This is a genomic window from Rossellomorea vietnamensis, from assembly GCF_025398035.1.
GTDB classification, from domain to species: Bacteria; Bacillota; Bacilli; order Bacillales; family Bacillaceae_B; genus Rossellomorea; species Rossellomorea vietnamensis_B.
Genome location: NZ_CP104558.1, coordinates 1,447,234 through 1,465,982 on the forward strand (window position 1 = coordinate 1,447,234; position 18,749 = coordinate 1,465,982).

Here is an 18,749-nt window from a genome sequence, read left to right on the forward strand (position 1 = left end):
TGTTTGCTCCTTTCACTATTTATTCATAATCGAGCCTTGCCCGAAGAATGGCTGATTAAAATCCAATGAGCGTTGCTGTAATGACAAAGATGGATGATAGTACGAATAAAATAAGCATGAATTTAAGAATGAACTTAGCCCACACTCCCCAGTCGACCCGCGCTGCCCCGAGTGTTCCCATAAGGGCGGCGGAAGTCGGAACCAGGATATTCGTTAATCCATCCCCCAGTTGGAAAGCCAGTACTGATACTTGGCGCGTGACGCCGGCAATATCGGAAAGCGGGGCCATCAATGGCATCGTGAGCGCCGCTTGACCGGAACCGGAAACCACGAAGAAGTTGAAAACAGATTGGAATACATACATACACCAGGCAGAAATGGCTTCCGGGAAATCACCGACTACCTGCCCTGCACCATATAATACCGTGTTCAATACAGATGGTGCATCCGGTGCGTCTCCACCAAGGATGATGACGATCCCTTTCGCCATCCCGACTACCAAAGCTGCAGGCAATAGATCTTTCGCACCGTCGATGAAGCCGTTTGCTACATCATCCCAATTCATTCCATTTAATTTAAACAGAACCCCGATGATCCCTGCAACTAAACCAATTGTAAAGAATTGGCTTGCGATCTCAGGAATATAATAGGCATGTTCCACTACCCCCCAAATGATCCAGGCGATCCCCACTCCAACTGTAAGGATGACGAGTGAATGTCCCAAAGTGAATTTCGCATGTAAATTTTCCACTTTACCTTCTTTCCTGAAATATTCATCCGTTGTGTAAGAAAGGCTTCGTTTTGGATCCTTCTTGATTGCTTTGGCATATCTCCAAGTGTAAATGATTCCGACCAGAGTAAAGACGATCCACATGACAATGCGGAAGCCGGCTCCTGATAGAACCGGAACACCGGAAACCCCTTGAGCGATCGCTACCCCGAATGGATTCATCCACGATGTGGCAAACCCGATCTGAGTCGCAACATATGTAATCATGATCCCCGTGATGGCATCATAACCGATCGCAATCATGATCGGAACGAGGATCATGGCAAACGCGATGGCCTCTTCCCCCATTCCAAAAACGGCCCCACCTAATGAAAATAAGAAGAACATGAGCGGAATGATAAGGGACTCCTTCCCTTTGGTCCGATCGATCACCTTGAGGATCCCTTCTTCGATCGCCCTTGTTTTCATGATGATTCCGAAGGCTCCCCCGATAATGAGGATAAAGGCCACTACTCCTACGGCCGAGCCCCATTTATCCCCTGATACTAGACCTTCAAATACATAATTCAGAAAACCTATCCCACCACCAGGTTCGAAAAGGCTTGTTCCTTCCCTGATCAGGTTTCCATCCTCATCTTTTAAATAACTGAACGAATCCGGATCCAAGACTGTTTTTGTTTGTTCTTCCCCATCCTGCATATACGTGATTTCTTCTGTAGCAAATTGCCCCTTAGGTATGACATACGTTAAAATGGCAGCCGCAAGCACGACGAAAAACACAATGATAAATGTATGCGGTACCTTCCAAGCTTTTTGTTCTCTCTCCATTTCTTATCCCCCCGTTTGACATATTATTATCCTTCATTTCCTTATATGCAAGTTCCATGCCAACCCGTTATTATCTGAAAATACAAACTTCAATCCCGCTAATGGTTGAAATAGGTTAGAATATATATAACCAAAAACCTTTCATTAACCATAAGGAGGATTCAAATGAAACGTGAATTAATTCTATTAGCCGGCACAAAGGAAACAGAGAGAGCCCTGAAGGAACAGTTACAGTCCGTTTTTGGCGAACTGATCCATATTACCAGTTATGCCTGCGATGAGGGGATTCCAACCTATTTCACAAATGAACTGATCGTATACTCATCTTCTCTGATCGAGCCTGAAGTACAGGAATATATCGATTTCGATTCCTGTACCATCATTAAAGCCCGCCGTACGGTGAACTATGAATACATAGACCGCATATTTGAATTACCTCCGGGAAAGAAGATCCTTTATGTGAATGACTTCATCGAGACGGCCCAGGAAGCCGTCGCCACTCTGAAGCGTCTCGGTATAGATCACGTGGACTATATTCCCTACTCCCCATCAGGAGGAGGGGATACGAAACGAATTGATATAGCTGTTTCTCCAGGGGAGATGGCGAGCATCCCCTCTTCCATCCCCCAAAAAATCGATATAGGTGTCAGACTGATCGATTTGAATACAATCATGAAAATCATCCACCACTTTCAATTATCAGAGAGATTGACCTTTGATATTACAGATCGTTATACAAGGAAAATCATCGAGCTCAGTCAGAAGCTCGGGGCCATCAACCGTCGGGCCAAAACATTAAACAAATTTTTAAATAAAGTGGTCGATGGAGTTAACGACGGAATCCTCGCCTTTCAGGAGGATGGGGAAATCACCGTCTTCAATGAAGTGCTCGAAAGAATGATCGGGATTAACGCGGCTCACGCTAAGGGGAAGAAATTGAGCAGGGTGTTCAAAAACATCGAGCTCAATCGTTTCCTGACCTCAGAGCATGATGAGGATCTGGAATATTTCACACTCCGGCAGCAAAATGTCATGGTGTATCGCTTCCGTTTGGAGGCTGAAGGTGTCATTGTGGCTACTTTTAAAGATATGGAAGAGACCATTGAAATGGAGAAAGTGCGGAAACGCGAGCTCCAGCGAAGGGGATATATCGCTAAGTATACATTCGACAGCATATTAGGGAACAGCCATCTTATTAACGACACTAAATTGATCGCAGAAAAACTCGCAAAAAGCGAGCTGCCGGTATTGATTTATGGGGAGACAGGGACTGGGAAAGAGCTGTTTTCCAGCGCCATGCACAATGATTCTTCCCGTAAGAACAGTCCATACCTCGCTGTTAACTGCAGCGCCTTGCCGGAAGACCTATTGGAAAGTGAATTATTCGGATATGAGGAAGGAGCCTTTACAGGTGCTAAAAAGGGAGGCAAAAAAGGATTATTCGAACAAGCCGATGGAGGCACCCTATTCCTTGATGAAATAGGTGATATCAGCTTAAAGCTTCAGGCACGACTTCTAAGGGTGCTTCAGGAAATGGAAATCAGAAGGATTGGAGGAAACAAAAATATCCCGGTGGATGTGAGGATCATCGCTGCTACCAACAAGGATCTTCAAGACTTAATCATTGAAGGTACGTTTCGGGAAGACCTCTACCATCGATTAAAAGTGTTATCCTTACAGCTTCCAAGCCTCAGGGAAAGAAGTGAAGATATCCCCCTTCTCATCGAACACTTCCTCGGGATGGAACATAGTAAAATCACCTCGATCGACCGCGCCGTTTTGGAAGCCATGAAGAAAGCCCCGTGGAAGGGAAATATCCGGGAACTAAAAAATACTCTCCTATATATGATGACCGTAGCCGGGCACAACAGGTTGACTCTGCAAGAATTACCGAGAAATGATTATAATTTCACTGAGATAGAGCAAACTAACGGTACCTATTCTCCGGCGGAAATCACCATGTCTAAATCCCAGGAGTATATCAACATCCTGACTGCATTAGTGGGATTCTTTGAGAATGGAGAGAGGGCAAGCAGGGAAAAGATCCATTCATCACTCCAACAAAGTCCCACCCCGCTATCCGTTCAACAGATCAGGACAAGATTGAGTGAATTACAGGATTTAGGATACGTTTTCATCCAAAGAGGGAGAATCGGAACTGAAATAACACCTGCAGGAGTAAATTGGCTAAACGAACAGAAGGAGAATGTTTTAATCAGTCGATAACGGGGTATCTTACCTTTAACCGGTTAGATACAAAAACATTCTTCACGATACAATAAGTCGAGGTGATTTTCATGGTACGTACGATCTTAATGGTCATTGGCGCAATTGTTGTTATTGGCTGGATCATCAGCATGCTTTAAGATAGACCCTATCAGCCAAACATTATTCTTGCAATTATTTGAGTTTTATTATTGAAAGCGAAGGAGCAGAATGGATCTTCCCCCATTCTGCTCCTCATTTTTGTTTAAGACTAATCCCCACCTCGGGAATCTGCCAAAGAAGATTAAAAATTCTAGAAACGGGTAAACAACAGGTATCCCAATGTTGAGGTGATTAACGTGTATAGACATATTCTATTAGCTTATGATGAAACAGATGGCAGTAAAAAAGCATTAGACGAAGTATCGAAATTAATGAAAAGTTCCATAGACTCTAAACTGACCGTACTTCATATTTCAGACGAAAAGACAGCGAATGAACCTCGTGATAATTTCACACCGACTCACGCACTCGCTGATACGTCCCCTGGTTTCGATAACCAGTACATGGGGAATCTATCGGTCTCCCCTGACAACAAAGTCCGTGGCGAAGATAGACATGAAATCAAGACACCTTCTTCCACTCACCCGTATTTAGTAAATGCGAGGGAAAAACTTTCTCCTCATGGAGTGGATGCCAACTACATTCACCTGTCAGGTTCTGAAGCGAAACGCATTTGTGAATACGCCAAGGAAATACAGGCCGACCTGGTTGTCGTTGGAAGCAGCGGCAAATCCGGCATGAAGAAATGGGTACTCGGAAGTGTAAGCGAAAAAGTCACGCAAGACTGTGAATCCAGTGTCCTTGTGGTAAAGTAAGCCATCAACAAAGAGGAGGGACGGACCTTTAAAGGTCCGTCCCTCCTCTTTTGTTATGTATCCTAATTACTCGTTAATTCATCCAATCGCTTACGGCTGCTTTTCTCATCGAAGCTGCTATAGATCCGGTAGTCCTCTGCATCGAGTATTCGATAGTGCTTGCTGAACAGGTTTTGTTGAAGAATGTATTCGTCGGTCTTTTTGATATCCTTCCACCAAATCTTGCCACCAAGTGTTTTTTCCTTCCGATAATCAATGCCTTCCCGGGCGATGGTCTCAATGACCTCAAGGGGTTCTCCACCAAGACTGGTGGTTAACGTTTCACTATCCTTGAATAACGCACAAATGGCGATGGCTGCGGTCCAGCTGGCCATCACTCTACCCTTTTCAATCTGCACGAGGGTTTTTTTCGATAACCCTATGACAGTAGCCATCTTATCCTGCGTATACCCCGCTTCTGTCCTTACCAGCCTTAATTTATCAGAGATGATTAATATGATTTCTTCTTTTGTCATGGTTTCACACCTTAATCGTTTATAGTGTAATATTACACCTTTATCATACCTGTTTTCAATCCCAATCAAACATCTTTTATCCAACCCATTAAATTTTGAATACAAATCAATGATTCATTATACTTCTACTTAGAATGCATGTAATCATTTTTGTAACCATGCGCTGAAGATAGCATCATTTTAAAGGAGGAATCAAGGTGAAGAATCCCATCATCGTTCTGATCAGGGAGGACTTACGGATTCACGATCACCCTGCTCTCTATGCAGCCTGCCAGGAAGGGAATGTGATCCCCCTATATATACTAGACGAGGAAAGCAACATAGGCGAAGCAAAGAAGTGGTGGCTGCACCGGAATATCGAGGCCTACCAACATTCCCTTCAATCGATTAACGGCAGACTATGGCTGGATAAGGGGAACGTGGAAAAAGTCCTTTCCAAATGGGTGAAAAACACCAATGCAAAAGCTGTTTACTGGAATCGGACATACGACCCTGACATTTACCAAAGGGATCGTTCGATGGCCGAAGACCTGTCCTCCCAAGGAATCCAGGTCAAGACGTTCGAGGGAACCCTCCTTCTGCCCCCCTGGAAAATCAAAAAGGATGACGGTACTCCATATAAAGTGTATTCAGCTTATTACCGATCACTCAGGAAAGAAGAAATCCCCAAACCCCTTCCAGCTCTAAAACGGATGGAGGTTCCACATCTGCAAGACGATGGGATGGCCCTGAATGATTTGGATCTCCTTCCGACCATCCCCTGGTATCACATCATGGAAAGCATATGGGACCCTGGTGAAGAAGCGGCATTCAAAAGAATGAACTCATTCCTTACTAAAAGATTAGAGGATTATTCAGAAGGTAGAGATTTCCCGGGCAAGGGACTGTACTCCACCCTGTCACCATACTTGGCTCTCGGAGTCATTTCCGTCAGGAGAATCTATCATACCCTCCTCGATACGGAGAACAGACCGATTGAACCATTTATTAAGCAGCTTATATGGAGGGAATTCTCCTATTCAGTCCTCCTCCATTATCCCGAGTCACCTACACGTCCACTTAATGAAAAGTTTTCCGAATTCCATTGGCAAAGTGATGAAGAAGGATGGGAGAAATGGACAAAAGGCAAAACCGGGTATCCCATCGTCGACGCAGGGATGAGGGAATTGTGGGCAACGGGCTTCATGCATAACCGGGTGCGAATGATTGTGGCATCGTTTCTCACGAAGCACCTGCTCATCCCATGGCAAAGGGGAGCAGAGTGGTTTCTTGATACCCTGATCGACGCAGACCTTGCCAACAACTCCATGGGGTGGCAGTGGGTGGCAGGCTCAGGATTTGATGCAGCACCTTACTTCCGGATCTTTAATCCAACCCTTCAAAGTGAAAAGTTTGATGAAGAAGGGATATATATACGGATGTGGGTCCCTGAACTAAGTCAACTCCCTGATCGATATATTCACAAACCTTCAGACGCTCCCGAAGATGTGCTGAAAAAGGCAAAGCTTACCCTTGGAGCAGATTATCCATATCCGGTCGTTGATCACAAAGCAGCCAGAAAGAGAGCATTGGCGCATTATGAGGAAATAAAATAATGCAAAGAAAAGGACCCGATACAATCGTATCGGGTCCCTTTTTAAGATCTACTGGTTATTCTTTTAGACGCAGCTTAACAGTTTCGAACTCTTCCTGTACTTCTTTGGCAGGAGGGTTACCAACAAAACTGAAGATAAAGATTGCGATGGTCGCGAAGATGAATCCAGGCAGGAGCTCATACACATCGAAGAGTCCTCCAGACAACTGCTTCCATACAATGACGGTTACTGCACCCGTGATCATACCTGCAAGGGCACCGTTACGTGTCATGCGTTTCCAGAATAAGCTCAAGATCACGACCGGTCCAAAGGCAGCACCGAAACCAGCCCATGCATAACTGACTAACTCAAGCACTTTACTATCGCGGTCATATCCAAGGAAAATGGCAAGGATGGCGATGACCACTACCGAAATACGACCAACCAATACTTCTTCTTTTTGGCTTGCTTCTTTTCGGAAAATGGCTTTATAGAAATCCTGAGCCAGGGCACTTGATGAAACAAGAAGCTGTGAATCCACTGTGCTCATGATTGCTGATAGAATGGCCGCAAGTAAGAAACCTGCTACCCATGGATTGAATAATACTTGCGAGAACATGATGAACACCGTTTCCGAGTTTTCCAACGGTGAATCAGCGAAATACGCAATACCAGAGAAACCGATGAAGATGGCTCCGAATAGGGAGACGATCATCCATACCATACCAATCAAGCGTGCTTTAGGTATTTCTCTCGTTGATTTAATACCCATAAAACGTACAATGATATGAGGCTGTCCGAAATAACCCAAGCCCCATGCGAGAAGCGATACGACTGAAACAAACGTCGCTCCTGTGTAAACATTCAAGTAAGATGGATCGATGCTTGATACGGCACTTACCGTTGCATCCCAACCGCCAATCTCGGAAATGGCTACGATCGGAATGATGATCAAAGCAAGGAACATCAAGATCCCTTGAATGAAGTCTGTCCAGCTGGCAGCAAGGAATCCACCAAAGAACGTATAAGACAGGATGACCCCTGCACCAACCCATAAAGCTAATCGGTAATCCATATTGAATGATTCTTCAAGTAAGATTGCTCCACCCACTAAACTCGATGAAGTATAGAACGTAAAGAAGATCAGGATGATGATAGCAGAGAACACTCGAAGAATTTTGCTTGAATCGTGAAAACGATTTTCAAAGAAATCAGGTACTGTGATTGAATCATTCGCCACTTCCGTATAAACCCGGAAAGGCTTTGCAACGAATTGCCAATTCAAGTAAGCACCTACTGATAGACCAATCGCTAACCAGATTGACCCCATACCACTGGCATACACGGCACCCGGCAGACCGAGCATCAACCAACCACTCATGTCGGAAGAACCTGCACTCAATGCAGCTACACCGGCAGTCAATCGCCTGCCTCCAAGCACGTAGTCGGATAAATTGCTGGTTAACTTAGCAGCCATGTAACCGATAATACCCATTCCAATTAAATAAATAATAATCGATGTTAACGTTTGAATATTAATATCCATAATCTACTCCTTTGTTTTTTCTGTAAAAAAAGTAATGATTGATAAAATGATCAATGTCGGCATCGGAATTAATAACCATAACCAGGTTCCCAATGTTAATTCTTCACCCATATCAAGTACCTCCTCCTTATGCAATTAAGTGTAGTTTTTATACACTTATTTTTTTAATGTTAATTTCCCGGCTGTTATAGACACAAGAATTATCATACCATAAACGAGAATTTTTTAAAGTCATCTGCTCCTTACAGGGTTAAATACATGAATAAATATACGTTAATATTCGATATTTTTGTCTTATATCAAATATTACTCAATATTTATTCACAAAAAATTATTTAAATTTATTGAAAAACAGTACTTTTTTCTCACCCTAATCAAAATAACGTACCAAGCAGATACGCTTTATTCATAGTTTTTTCATAATCGAATTTTTTATCCCTGTCCATAGTGTCAAAAAAGATCTCCACTTCCTTGTCAATGACTCCCATCTTTTCCGAAATTCCCTTTATTAGTTGATGTCTCAACGATTCATCGTGACCATTAGAAATAAATTCCTCTTTCGTTTCACCTGCGAGCCCGACCCAAAGAACCTTCTGAGGATTGACTTGAGTGAATGCCGGATATGTAAAGACTCGATCAATATACCCTTTCATGATGGCTGGTAAACCATACCACCAAATCGGAAACACAAAGATCAGGGCGTCATATCGCTTTAATTTCTTCCTTTCCTTCTCAACAATATAGGAGGGTTTCCCTTTCGCAGGGTTTTCCCACTCTTCTTCACCCTTTTCGTCAAGCAGGGGATTGAATTCCTCCCTGTACAAATCTAGAATGGATGACTTATATTCTTTGTCATGCAGACCTTTCTGAATATGCTTTGTAATGGAAAACGTGAGGGAATTCGTTCGCGGATGAGCAACAATCATCAGTACTTTCAAGAAAAACAACTCCTTAAATAGACTTCAGTGATTACTGTGCGGCATTCATTATTCAGGATAACATACCGGATTTCTCACCAAGTCCGTCTCCTTTAATTTGTCGAATGCGCATGTAGAACATACATACCCAATACGACCCGCTCCTTTTTACAAAAAAAAGATGAAATCGAGTTGATTTCACCTTTTTTCTTGCAGCATGACGATAAGTGGACGTTTATGATTCGCCCCTTTGGATCTTAATGGTCCGTTTTTTCTCTGACTCGGATACAAACAGGGCACATGCAGCATCACCAGAGATATTAATGGATGTACGGGCCATATCCAACAGACGGTCAATTCCAAGGATCAAACCGATCCCTTCGACAGGAAGATTGACACTGCTCAATACCATGGCCAGGAGGATCAATCCGACTCCCGGTACCCCTGCTGTACCGATACTTGCAAGCACAGCCGTGAGGACGACGGTAATCAGCTGTTCCATGGATAAATCCACATTGTATACCTGAGAGATGAACACCGTGGCCACCCCTTGCATGATGGCCGTACCATCCATGTTGATCGTGGCTCCCAGGGGTTGGACGAATGAGCTGACCGACTTTGAGACACCCAGTCGCTGCTGAGCAACGTCCATAGAAATCGGGAGGGTCGCGTTACTGCTGGATGTACTGAACCCGACACTCATGGCAGGACTGAAATTCTTGAAGAACCAAATCGGGTTTTTCTTTGCGAGTAAGAATATTGTTCCTCCGTACGTAATGATGGCATGAACAATTAAAGCCGCTAAGACAACTACAAAATAAAGCCACATTGCTTTCAGGGCACTGGAACCCTGACTTCCGATTGCCGAAGCGATCAATCCAAATGTTCCGTATGGAGCGAATTTCATCACAAGGGTTACGAGATACATCATCAGATCGTTTCCTTGCTCCACAAGTTTCAGGATTCCTTTGGTCTTTTCACCCAGTGCCGTCAATCCGAATCCGATGAAGATGGCAAACGCGATGATCTGGAGCATATTGCCTTCAGTCATGGCCGTTAAGGGATTTTTAGGGATGATGTTCATAAGAGTTTCGCCTACAGGAGGGGCCTCTTCTGTTTTAAAGCCTTCTGACTGGGAGGCGTCGATGCCTTCTACCAATCCAGGATCGATGATGTATGCCAGAGTCAAACCGATCACAATGGCGATACACGTTGTCAGTAAAAAGTAAACAATCGTCTTTAATCCGATTCTTCCAAGCTTCTTCGGGTCCCCTAATCCTGCCGATCCAAGGACGATGGAAAGAAAAACAATCGGCACGACAAGCATACTGATCAAATTGAGGAAAATCTTGCCCAGGGGTGTGAACAGATAAGGATCTAATATATCGAATAAATCTTTTGCAAATATGTTCAGAATCAATCCTACTACGGCCCCTAATATCAAGGCTGTAATAATCTTTGTTGTCAAATTAAATTTCATAGATGTACCTCCCTATAATTTTCCAAATAGTATAAAGATATTACCCTTATATCATTTTTATAAAACCAAAAATTTTTAGAACTTTCAATGAATGAATTCCTCTATTGTCATCCCCCGGCTGTTTTATTCGTTCAAGAACTTCATTCTCCTTCCCCCATTATACTGATTTTTTATAAAATGAAAGAAGGTTGAGTGAGATTCACATCGAATTTACTAGTTTTACGGATTGGGATTTCATAATTTCAGGCAGTTCAATGAACCCATTCTACTAAGAAAGCCTTTCCAATAATTTCTTTTCGCATTTCATGGATTATCTTTTACGTGATTGGGTAAATAGTAATAACAGCATGAAATAGAAAGGAACATACGATTATGAATAAAACCGTCTATTTTCTTTCAAGTAGTCAACAGCGCAGCTTGATGGCTGAGGGCTGGGCAGAGAAGCTCGAAGTGTCGGATTGGTCTTTTAAAAGTGCCGGATGGGTTGCTGACAGTCGTGCTGAATTCAGCGTACTGGCAATGAAAGAATTATGTATTGATATCAGTTCATTTCCTCTTTCTCGCATTGAAATGAAGGAACTTGGCGAGGCCTCGGTTATCGTTGCGATTCAGGATACAGAGTATGATGATAAGATGGAACTCCCCTCTGAATTAGAAGAAAAAGTCATCTATTGGAATTTACCGAATCCACGAAAGCGGTCTGCGACATTGATTGAAGAATGGGTACACTATCAGGAAATTTGTGACGAAATTGCTATGCGGGTAAAGGATCTGGAACATTTACTTCCACAATTACATTAAGAGGACTGATTACAACAGAACGTTTCATGTAATCAGTCCCTTTTTTTTACGTAAAATACTCCAGCTTCGCTTTCGGAAAATGCTTCTCCATATAAGCATACAGATGATCTTTGATTTCCTGCTCTTCATCCTTCTGGTAAATATACTTACCGATTCCGTATTTCCCCCATTTGTATCGACGTTCTTCTTCATTTAATTCAAGCTTCGTCATCGGGTAATTCTTCTCGATCACCCTTTTAGCCGGCTTCGTAAAACGGTGCTGGATAAATTCGAATGTTAAATCCTTCTTTGCTTCTTCCGGAAGGTGGGCTTCGAGGTGTTCGAACATGTGCTTATACCCTTCCTGCCATCCTTCATGTATATAGATGGGGGCTACGATAAAGCCCAATGGATACCCTGCCCTGGCCACCTTACCGGCTGCTTCCAACCTTTTATCCAACGGGGATGTTCCCGGTTCAAAATTCTTGATGACATAGTCTGCGTTGATGCTGAAGCGAAATCTGGTCTTCCCATTGTGTTTCGCATCCAGCAAATGATCAACGTGATGAAACTTGGTTACGAAACGTAACTTCCCATACTCCGATTCACCAAAATGTTCGATCGCGCGCTTTAGCGTATGGGTGAGGTGGTCCACGCCGACGATATCAGACGTACACGCTGCTTCAAAACGCGTGAAATCAGGTGCCCTTTCCTCTATATATCGATCTGCCGCCTCAAATATTTCATCTACATTTACGTACGTGCGAATATAGGGTTTACTGCCCATCGTGGTTTGAAGATAGCAATAATGGCAGTGACCCATACACCCTGTCGCAAATGGGATGGCATACTCTGCTGACGGCTTGGAGGTATCGAACTTCAGTGTTTTCCGCACGCCTACCACTAACGTTGATTTGGCGATCCTGTATTTTTGAAAATGATTATCCCCAGGCAGATTTCGCACCTGATTGTGGGAAGTGGTATAGCGGATTTCCACATCCATCTTCTCGAACTTTTCCTTTAATTGCTTTCCTAATGGGTAATCCAGTGCATTTGGTTCGAAATAGACCAATTGAGGCACGAACGGTTTCACCATATTCTTTCCCTCCTAAAGGTCTCCAAATGATTGTGAATATGCCTCTTCTGCTTCTGCTTCTGTAGAATAGACGGCTACTTCATGTGTTAACGGATAATAGGTTTCATAAAGAAATAATGCTAATTCGTTTGGGTTTTCCGGATCGTGCACAACTGCTGCTTCCTGTACATTGGCTACACTTTGCGTATGCGGGTTACGGTAGATCACGTAGACAACATCGCCAGCTTGATATGGCGTATAGTGATTATTCAATTCCATTTTTATCACCTTTTCCTATCATTCATTACTTTCATTTTCTGTCAATCGAGATAGAAATATGATGGTAAAAGATGTTTAAATGACTTTTAGCTAAAAAAGAAAACTCCTCCCACTTGACTAACCGCAGGAGAAGTTTGTTCTATAAATCATAAAATTCAGTTGTATTTTTGACCAATTGTTTATATACAGCTGCTTCTGACATGCTTTTTAATTCGGCCACTTTTTCAATGGAGCGGTGCATCATGCCAGGATGGGTCATTCTTTCTTGAAAGACTCCTTCAAACCTCCAGGGACCGTCTGTTTCCACCATCAGCCCTTGGATAGGGTAGGCCCTGACCAGCTGTTGTATTTCCTTTTCATAAAGGACATCAGGCGTAACAGAAACGAGGTAACCATTACGGATCATCCTTTCGATCGTTTTACTGTCTCCCTTAAACCAATGAAAATGAGCTTTTGAAATGGAATGCTTCTCCAATAAATCACAGATGATGGGTGCATGCTCATAAACCCCATGAAGGATAATGGGTTTATTCAGCCGGTTCGATTCAATGATAAAGCGTTCCAACATCTCTATGTAAGGAGCGAGGATCAGTGAGGGATCTTCTTTCATTTTGTAATAGGGCAGCCCGACTTCCCCGATTGCAACCAGATCTTTATGATTCTTACGAATGAAAGCTAGAAGTTCATCCACCTCACTATCCGAAGGAAGCTCTTGTTCCGGATGAAAACCGGCAGCTGCCTTTATCCGTCCGTCCCCTTTCGCAAATGCAAGGTTTTGTTTGGATGATTGAAGGTGAAAGGATACAGTAATGAGAGACTCTACTGAGTAGAGATCGAGCTCCTTCAGGATTTTTTCACGTTCTTCCTTTTCATATAAGTCCAGATGAATATGAGCATCAATGAGCGATGGTTTACACATACTGGGATAATTCCTCAAAAATATCCGTTTTCCATTTCAGGAACTCTTCGGTTAGAAGGATTTCTTTGTCACGCGGCCGCGGGAAAGGCACCTTGAATTCCTTTTGCACGCGTGCCGGTCTGGTTGATAACACAATGATACGGTCCGACATGAAGAGGGCTTCGTCGATGTTATGAGTGACAAACAGGACAGAACTTAAGTCTTCCTCCCATATGGAAAGGAGCCACCTTTGCATGTCCAACCGCGTGAATTCGTCAAGGGCTGAAAATGGTTCATCCAGGCACAAAAAGGATTGAGGGCTGACCAGTGCACGTATGAATGCGACGCGCTGTTTCATCCCCCCTGAAAGATCTTCAGGGTAAGCGTCCTCATAGCCCTTCAAACCGGCGCGCTCAATCATCCCCATCGCCATTTCCTTATCCCTCTTTCCGTGCAGCTCCTGACCAAGCATCACATTCTCGATCACCGTCCTCCACGGTAAGAGGGACGGACTTTGTGGCATATAGCTGATGGACCCTCTACGGCCATTTATCGACTCTCCATCGAGCTTTATATCCCCTGAATCGGGTGCGAATAATCCACCGATCACGTGAAATAACGTACTTTTCCCACTTCCTGAAGGGCCAAGGATGGAAACGAACTCACCTTCCCCTACTTGAATGGAAAGATCATCGAGAATCAATTCACCATCAAAGGATTTGGACATATTTTGGATCGATAACGTCGTCATGTTATGTGTCCTCCTTTCGATTCCATTTCACCATGATTTTTTCTAATAGTACGATGAGGCCAAAGAACAGCAGGCTGAGGAGCATGATCATGAAAATCGCGACAAAAACCCTGTCGGTCCTGAAGGAAGAGGATGCAAGTGTCATATAGACACCAATTCCTTTTTGAGCCCCTAGCCATTCAGAAATGACAGCACCCATCACACTATAGGTCGCGGAAATTTTCAAACCGGAGAAGATGGAAGGCAATGCATGGGGCCACTCCACTTTCCGGAAAATCTGTCCTTTGGTTGCACCGGACATTTTCATATAAAGAATGTACTCTCCATTTGTCTGCCTGAATCCATCCATCGCCGAAACAGCCACAGGAAAGAAACAAATCAAGGTAATGACGATGATTTTGGGCAGGAGTCCGAATCCGAACCAAATGACAAGAAGAGGCGCCAAGACAATGATGGGTATATTCTGAGACAGGATCATGAGGGGATAGACCGCTTCCCTTACCTTAGGGAGGAGATGCAGTACCACCGCTGTCCCGATCCCGATTGAACAGCCGATCGCAAACCCTGTGATCGTCAGAAATGCCGTTGATGAGAAATGCCCCTTGAACTCAGACCACGAGGCGATTCCTTCTTCCCATATCTCTGAAGGCGACGGCATCAGCCAGGCTGGCACCTCAAATAGGTTAATGGCCACTTCCCAAATGATGAATAAAAGGATGAGGACCAAGAAGGGTCTCCATCCTTTTGAAATCCATGTCCTCATCCTTTATATTTCTCCGTTAAGTCGTTCATTTCGATCCCATCCGGCTGGTACAATACTTTGATCTGAGAAATGACATTTTTGCTTCCTATTTCAATCATTCGTTCATTCATCTGTTCAATCACCTTGAATAATTGAGACAGATTCCCCTCCATCGTCGTTTCCAAAGGATGGACTTCATATCGCACTCCCGATTTTTCGATGATTGCGATCGCTTCATCCACATATGGAATCACATCTTCACCGTTCTTGGTCTTTGGAATGATTTGTATGCTTACAAGTGCGTTCCCCATTTTGTTCACCTCTTATTTTGGTAAGAATTCGTTCGTGAATGCTTTCTTGCTTTCGAGTTTCTTATCTAATAAATCATTTTCATACATCCATGACGCATAGTTCTCCCAGACTTCCAGTTTCTGCTCTCCCCATCGGTCAGCATCATCTTTATATTTGGGTGCAAGCCATTCCTGACTTTTCATGACTAATTCTTTATCAAGATCCGGGGCTGCATCTAATAGAATCTCCCCCGCCTCTTTCGGGTTATCTATCGTGAATTGATACCCTTTGGAAGCAGCTGCCATGAATGCTTTCACCGTTTCAGGATCTGAATCGATCATTTTTTCATTCGTTGTGAGGACTGGCGTGTAGTAATCCAGTTTATCAGAATAATCCTTTACATACATCATGTTCAACTCTTCACCGCGGAGTTCAGCTTCAATTCCTGTCCATCCATAATAAATCCAGGCGAAGTCAACGTCCCGTTTAACGGCAGTAAAGAAATCGGTGTCTCCCATGTTGATGAAATTCACTTTTTCTACATCCGCGTTTTCTTGCTTCATGATTGAATCCATAACGGCTTTCTCAACGGGTGAACCCCAGCCGCCATAGCTTTTCCCTTCAAAATCCTTTGGTTTTGTAATACCCTTACTCTTCGGGGAAGCAAACCCCGACGTATTATGCTGTATGATGGCACCTATGGATACGATGGGTACATCCTGGACCCTCGCTTGAGTGACACCTTCCTGATATCCAACTCCGAAATCGGCTTTCCCCGATGCTACGAGCTGATCGGCACCCGCTTCCCCGGGCAGGATGATGTCTACATCCAGTCCCTGATCCTTGAAGTAGCCTTTTTCTTTCGCTACATATAATCCGGTGTGGTTGGTGTTCGGTGTCCAGTCGAGTACGACACTTACTTTTTTAAGGTTGTCCTTCTTCTCATCAGCTGCATCTTCCCCGCCGTTACAGGCGGATAAAAGAAGTACAGAGCAGATGAGGAATATCCATTTTTTCATGGTGATTCCTCCTTCGATCTTTAGCGGTGATAACGTTTCACTCCTATATTCTTCGCTTATTCTGGAAAATGAATGTAAACCAATGGCAGTTGAGGCGTAAAGTCCGGGATACAACAAAAAAACGCCCCAAGCTTCAGCCGCGGGACGCATCGTTAAACAGGTTATGTATCGTTTAAGAGAATGTTTCCTACGCTGGTATCAGCCAGTTCAGGTTCAAAGGGTCAGTATCTACAGGATACAATCTCAACCGGCCACTCCGGTCCCCCTACACGTGGAATATGAAATTTAACGTTATCTTCCTCCCTACTTTGCCATAGAATGAAAGGTTATTCAAGCTTTTCCTTCTCATATTGAAAGACTCCACGGAAATAAGGGTATTCAAACAGCTTCTCGATGAAATCCATGCACGAAGTACCAGCTTCTGAATATCCCTGATGATAGGTTAAAAAGGCATATTGAAGGAGAAAGAGAATGACTATTGACGGCAAGATCCTTTTCTCTCCTGCAGTCAAAGGGGCATGCCTTTCATATCCTTTCATAAACGCCAGGATCCATTTCATTGAATCATCTTTTTTCTCTATCGGGAGTGCTTTGAGCATACCTGCGAGGAAGTAGCCGATGTCAGTAATCCGGGGTGCCGTCCGGATTCGTTCAAAATCAATGATCCCGCACACTTCTCCTCCCTCCATCAAAATATTCCCCGAATTGTAGTCGCTATGAACGAATTGATGGGGCAAACACCGGTAGGGATGCTCCCACCCCTTCATCTTTGATAAGATCACTTGCCCCCTTATGCCGATCGATTCAGTTTCAAGCTCTTTCACCCATTCTGTTACATGTCTTTCAATCTCCCAGCCCTTCGTTTCATAATGACACCGATAGTCTTTAAGGATGAGATGAAGGGTTGCAAGGTATGCTCCTGCATTTGTCAGGGAGTCGGCAGACCATTCCTTCAAGGGCGTTCCTTCAAGGGCCTCATAAAGAGAATAGATTTGCTCTCCTTCCTTTACATACGGAAGGTGTGAGGAAGTTAATATAGGGGATTCAACGTTAAGGTGATGACTCATTAAATAAGCGGTTAAATAGAGCTCCTCCATCCGATTTTCAAGAGAAGCATACACTCTTCTTTTTAAATAGAAGGTCTTTCCTTCTGCCTTCACTTCCGTAACATTCGGATGAAGAAGAAGTGTTTTGAAGGAAGTGGGATCCATTCCCCAATGACGTACAATATCCTGAAGAGGTTCAATCATTTCTATTTCCTTTCAATACATAGTAATATACTTGTAGTATGACTTTGAAAGAATATCCACATACCATACGAAAAGAGGTTTCACCTATGCAAAGAATACAAATGACAGAAGACTTATCATTCTCGAGGATCATTCATGGATTATGGAGACTATCAGACTGGAAGCAGTCCAAGGAAGATACGTTATCATTGATTCAACACAATATTGAAAACGGAATCACAACGTTTGACCATGCCGATATTTATGGTTCTTATACGTGTGAAACCTTATTCGGTGAGGCGCTTGCCCTCCAACCATCCTTGCGGGAGAAGATGGAGATCGTAACAAAATGCGGCATCGTCCTGCCTTCTGACAATCGCCCGGAGCATAAGACGCATCACTACAATACGAGTAAGAAACATATTCTCACCTCGGTTGAACATTCTCTGCAACAATTAAAGACGGATTACATTGATTTATTGTTGATTCACAGACCGGATCCATTCATGAACGGAGAAGAGGTAGCGGAAGCCTTCACACAATTAAAAGAAGAAGGGAAAGTCCGTCATTTCGGAGTATCCAACTTTAAAGACCATCAGTGGAATATGCTTCAATCCTATTTACCATGTCCATTGATCACAAACCAGATTGAATTATCCGCCTATCACCTCGAGAATTTTGAAGACGGCACGTTGAACCTCTGTCAGGAAAAGCGTGTGGCTCCCATGGCATGGTCACCACTTTCAGGAGGGGCGATCTTCAAGGGGGAAGATGAGAAAGCGGTCCGCCTTCAACATACATTAAAGAAAGTCCAGGAGGAAACAGGAGCGAAGGGGATCGACCAGGTTCTATACGCGTGGCTGCTTAACCATCCGGCCAAAATCATGCCGATTGTCGGATCAGGTAAAAAAGAACGGATCCAGCATGCAATCGACTCTCTTTCCATCCAATTGGATCATGATCAATGGTTTGAAATCCTACAGACATCCATGGGACATGATGTTCCTTAATG

General features: G+C 43.7%; 18 protein-coding genes and 1 riboswitch. Of the genes, 5 read left to right on the forward strand and 13 right to left on the reverse strand.

Going from position 1 to position 18,749, the window contains the following annotated elements; all coding sequences use genetic code 11:
• Positions 1-55 precede the first annotated feature (55 nt).
• Positions 56-1,558: a putative basic amino acid antiporter YfcC gene (gene yfcC / locus N5C46_RS07420; RefSeq protein ID WP_261751522.1), complete on the reverse strand. Its 1,503-nt coding sequence runs from the start codon at positions 1,556-1,558 to the stop codon at positions 56-58.
• A 165-nt stretch (positions 1,559-1,723) separates the two neighbouring features.
• Here yfcC and N5C46_RS07425 point away from each other — a divergent pair, with 165 nt between their 5' ends.
• Both N5C46_RS07425 and N5C46_RS07430 read left to right on the forward strand, forming a co-directional pair.
• The gene (locus N5C46_RS07425; protein WP_261751523.1) at positions 1,724-3,784 is read left to right on the forward strand and encodes a sigma-54 interaction domain-containing protein; all 2,061 of its coding nucleotides are present in this window, start codon (positions 1,724-1,726) and stop codon (positions 3,782-3,784) included.
• 338 nt (positions 3,785-4,122) lie between these two features.
• Positions 4,123-4,641 carry a universal stress protein gene (locus N5C46_RS07430; protein ID WP_261751524.1) on the forward strand — a complete coding sequence of 173 codons (519 nt, stop codon included), beginning with the start codon at positions 4,123-4,125 and terminating at the stop codon, positions 4,639-4,641.
• 62 nt (positions 4,642-4,703) lie between these two features.
• On the opposite strand, the gene N5C46_RS07435 is transcribed toward N5C46_RS07430, so the two are convergent.
• A complete protein-coding gene (locus tag N5C46_RS07435) occupies positions 4,704-5,156 on the reverse strand; it encodes a helix-turn-helix transcriptional regulator (protein WP_261751525.1) in 453 nt (150 codons plus the stop codon).
• Between the two features lie 197 nt (positions 5,157-5,353).
• Between N5C46_RS07435 and N5C46_RS07440 the strand changes: the two genes are divergently transcribed.
• Entirely contained in the window at positions 5,354-6,751 is a 1,398-nt protein-coding gene (locus N5C46_RS07440; protein WP_261751526.1) for a cryptochrome/photolyase family protein, read from the forward strand.
• Between the two features lie 55 nt (positions 6,752-6,806).
• Here the strand turns inward: N5C46_RS07440 and putP are convergent, their stop codons facing one another.
• From putP to N5C46_RS07455, 3 genes are all read right to left on the reverse strand, one after another.
• Positions 6,807-8,276 carry a sodium/proline symporter PutP gene (gene putP / locus N5C46_RS07445; RefSeq protein WP_061810957.1) on the reverse strand — a complete coding sequence of 490 codons (1,470 nt, stop codon included), beginning with the start codon at positions 8,274-8,276 and terminating at the stop codon, positions 6,807-6,809.
• Positions 8,277-8,650: 374 nt separating this feature from the next.
• Positions 8,651-9,214, reverse strand: coding sequence for an NAD(P)H oxidoreductase (locus N5C46_RS07450; RefSeq protein WP_098441176.1), 564 nt, complete (start codon positions 9,212-9,214; stop codon positions 8,651-8,653).
• Positions 9,215-9,428: 214 nt separating this feature from the next.
• Positions 9,429-10,673, reverse strand: coding sequence for a dicarboxylate/amino acid:cation symporter (locus N5C46_RS07455; protein ID WP_261751527.1), 1,245 nt, complete (start codon positions 10,671-10,673; stop codon positions 9,429-9,431).
• Between the two features lie 372 nt (positions 10,674-11,045).
• Here N5C46_RS07455 and N5C46_RS07460 point away from each other — a divergent pair, with 372 nt between their 5' ends.
• On the forward strand, positions 11,046-11,474 hold the full coding sequence (locus N5C46_RS07460; RefSeq protein ID WP_098441178.1) for a low molecular weight phosphatase family protein: 429 nt from the start codon (positions 11,046-11,048) through the stop codon (positions 11,472-11,474).
• Positions 11,475-11,520: 46 nt separating this feature from the next.
• Here the strand turns inward: N5C46_RS07460 and splB are convergent, their stop codons facing one another.
• The 8 genes from splB to N5C46_RS07500 form a co-directional block, all read right to left on the reverse strand.
• Entirely contained in the window at positions 11,521-12,549 is a 1,029-nt protein-coding gene (gene splB, locus N5C46_RS07465; RefSeq protein ID WP_261751528.1) for a spore photoproduct lyase, read from the reverse strand.
• A 12-nt stretch (positions 12,550-12,561) separates the two neighbouring features.
• Entirely contained in the window at positions 12,562-12,807 is a 246-nt protein-coding gene (locus tag N5C46_RS07470; protein WP_034763200.1) for a transcriptional regulator SplA domain-containing protein, read from the reverse strand.
• A gap of 139 nt (positions 12,808-12,946) precedes the next feature.
• A complete protein-coding gene (locus tag N5C46_RS07475) occupies positions 12,947-13,726 on the reverse strand; it encodes a TatD family hydrolase (RefSeq protein ID WP_261751529.1) in 780 nt (259 codons plus the stop codon).
• Positions 13,719-14,456, reverse strand: coding sequence for an ABC transporter ATP-binding protein (locus N5C46_RS07480; protein WP_261751530.1), 738 nt, complete (start codon positions 14,454-14,456; stop codon positions 13,719-13,721). Before N5C46_RS07480 ends, N5C46_RS07475 begins: the two co-directional genes overlap by 8 nt.
• A gap of 1 nt (position 14,457) precedes the next feature.
• Complete coding sequence (locus N5C46_RS07485; protein WP_261751531.1) at positions 14,458-15,219, reverse strand: ABC transporter permease; 762 nt, start codon at positions 15,217-15,219, stop codon at positions 14,458-14,460.
• Complete coding sequence (locus N5C46_RS07490; RefSeq protein WP_261751532.1) at positions 15,216-15,509, reverse strand: thiamine-binding protein; 294 nt, start codon at positions 15,507-15,509, stop codon at positions 15,216-15,218. Before N5C46_RS07490 ends, N5C46_RS07485 begins: the two co-directional genes overlap by 4 nt.
• Positions 15,510-15,521: 12 nt before the next feature.
• On the reverse strand, positions 15,522-16,508 hold the full coding sequence (locus tag N5C46_RS07495) for an ABC transporter substrate-binding protein (protein ID WP_261751533.1): 987 nt from the start codon (positions 16,506-16,508) through the stop codon (positions 15,522-15,524).
• A gap of 167 nt (positions 16,509-16,675) precedes the next feature.
• Positions 16,676-16,785: riboswitch (TPP riboswitch) on the reverse strand.
• 49 nt (positions 16,786-16,834) lie between these two features.
• Positions 16,835-17,758 carry a phosphotransferase enzyme family protein gene (locus N5C46_RS07500; RefSeq protein ID WP_261751534.1) on the reverse strand — a complete coding sequence of 308 codons (924 nt, stop codon included), beginning with the start codon at positions 17,756-17,758 and terminating at the stop codon, positions 16,835-16,837.
• 86 nt (positions 17,759-17,844) lie between these two features.
• Here N5C46_RS07500 and N5C46_RS07505 point away from each other — a divergent pair, with 86 nt between their 5' ends.
• The gene (locus N5C46_RS07505; protein WP_261751535.1) at positions 17,845-18,747 is read left to right on the forward strand and encodes an aldo/keto reductase; all 903 of its coding nucleotides are present in this window, start codon (positions 17,845-17,847) and stop codon (positions 18,745-18,747) included.
• Positions 18,748-18,749 lie beyond the last annotated feature (2 nt).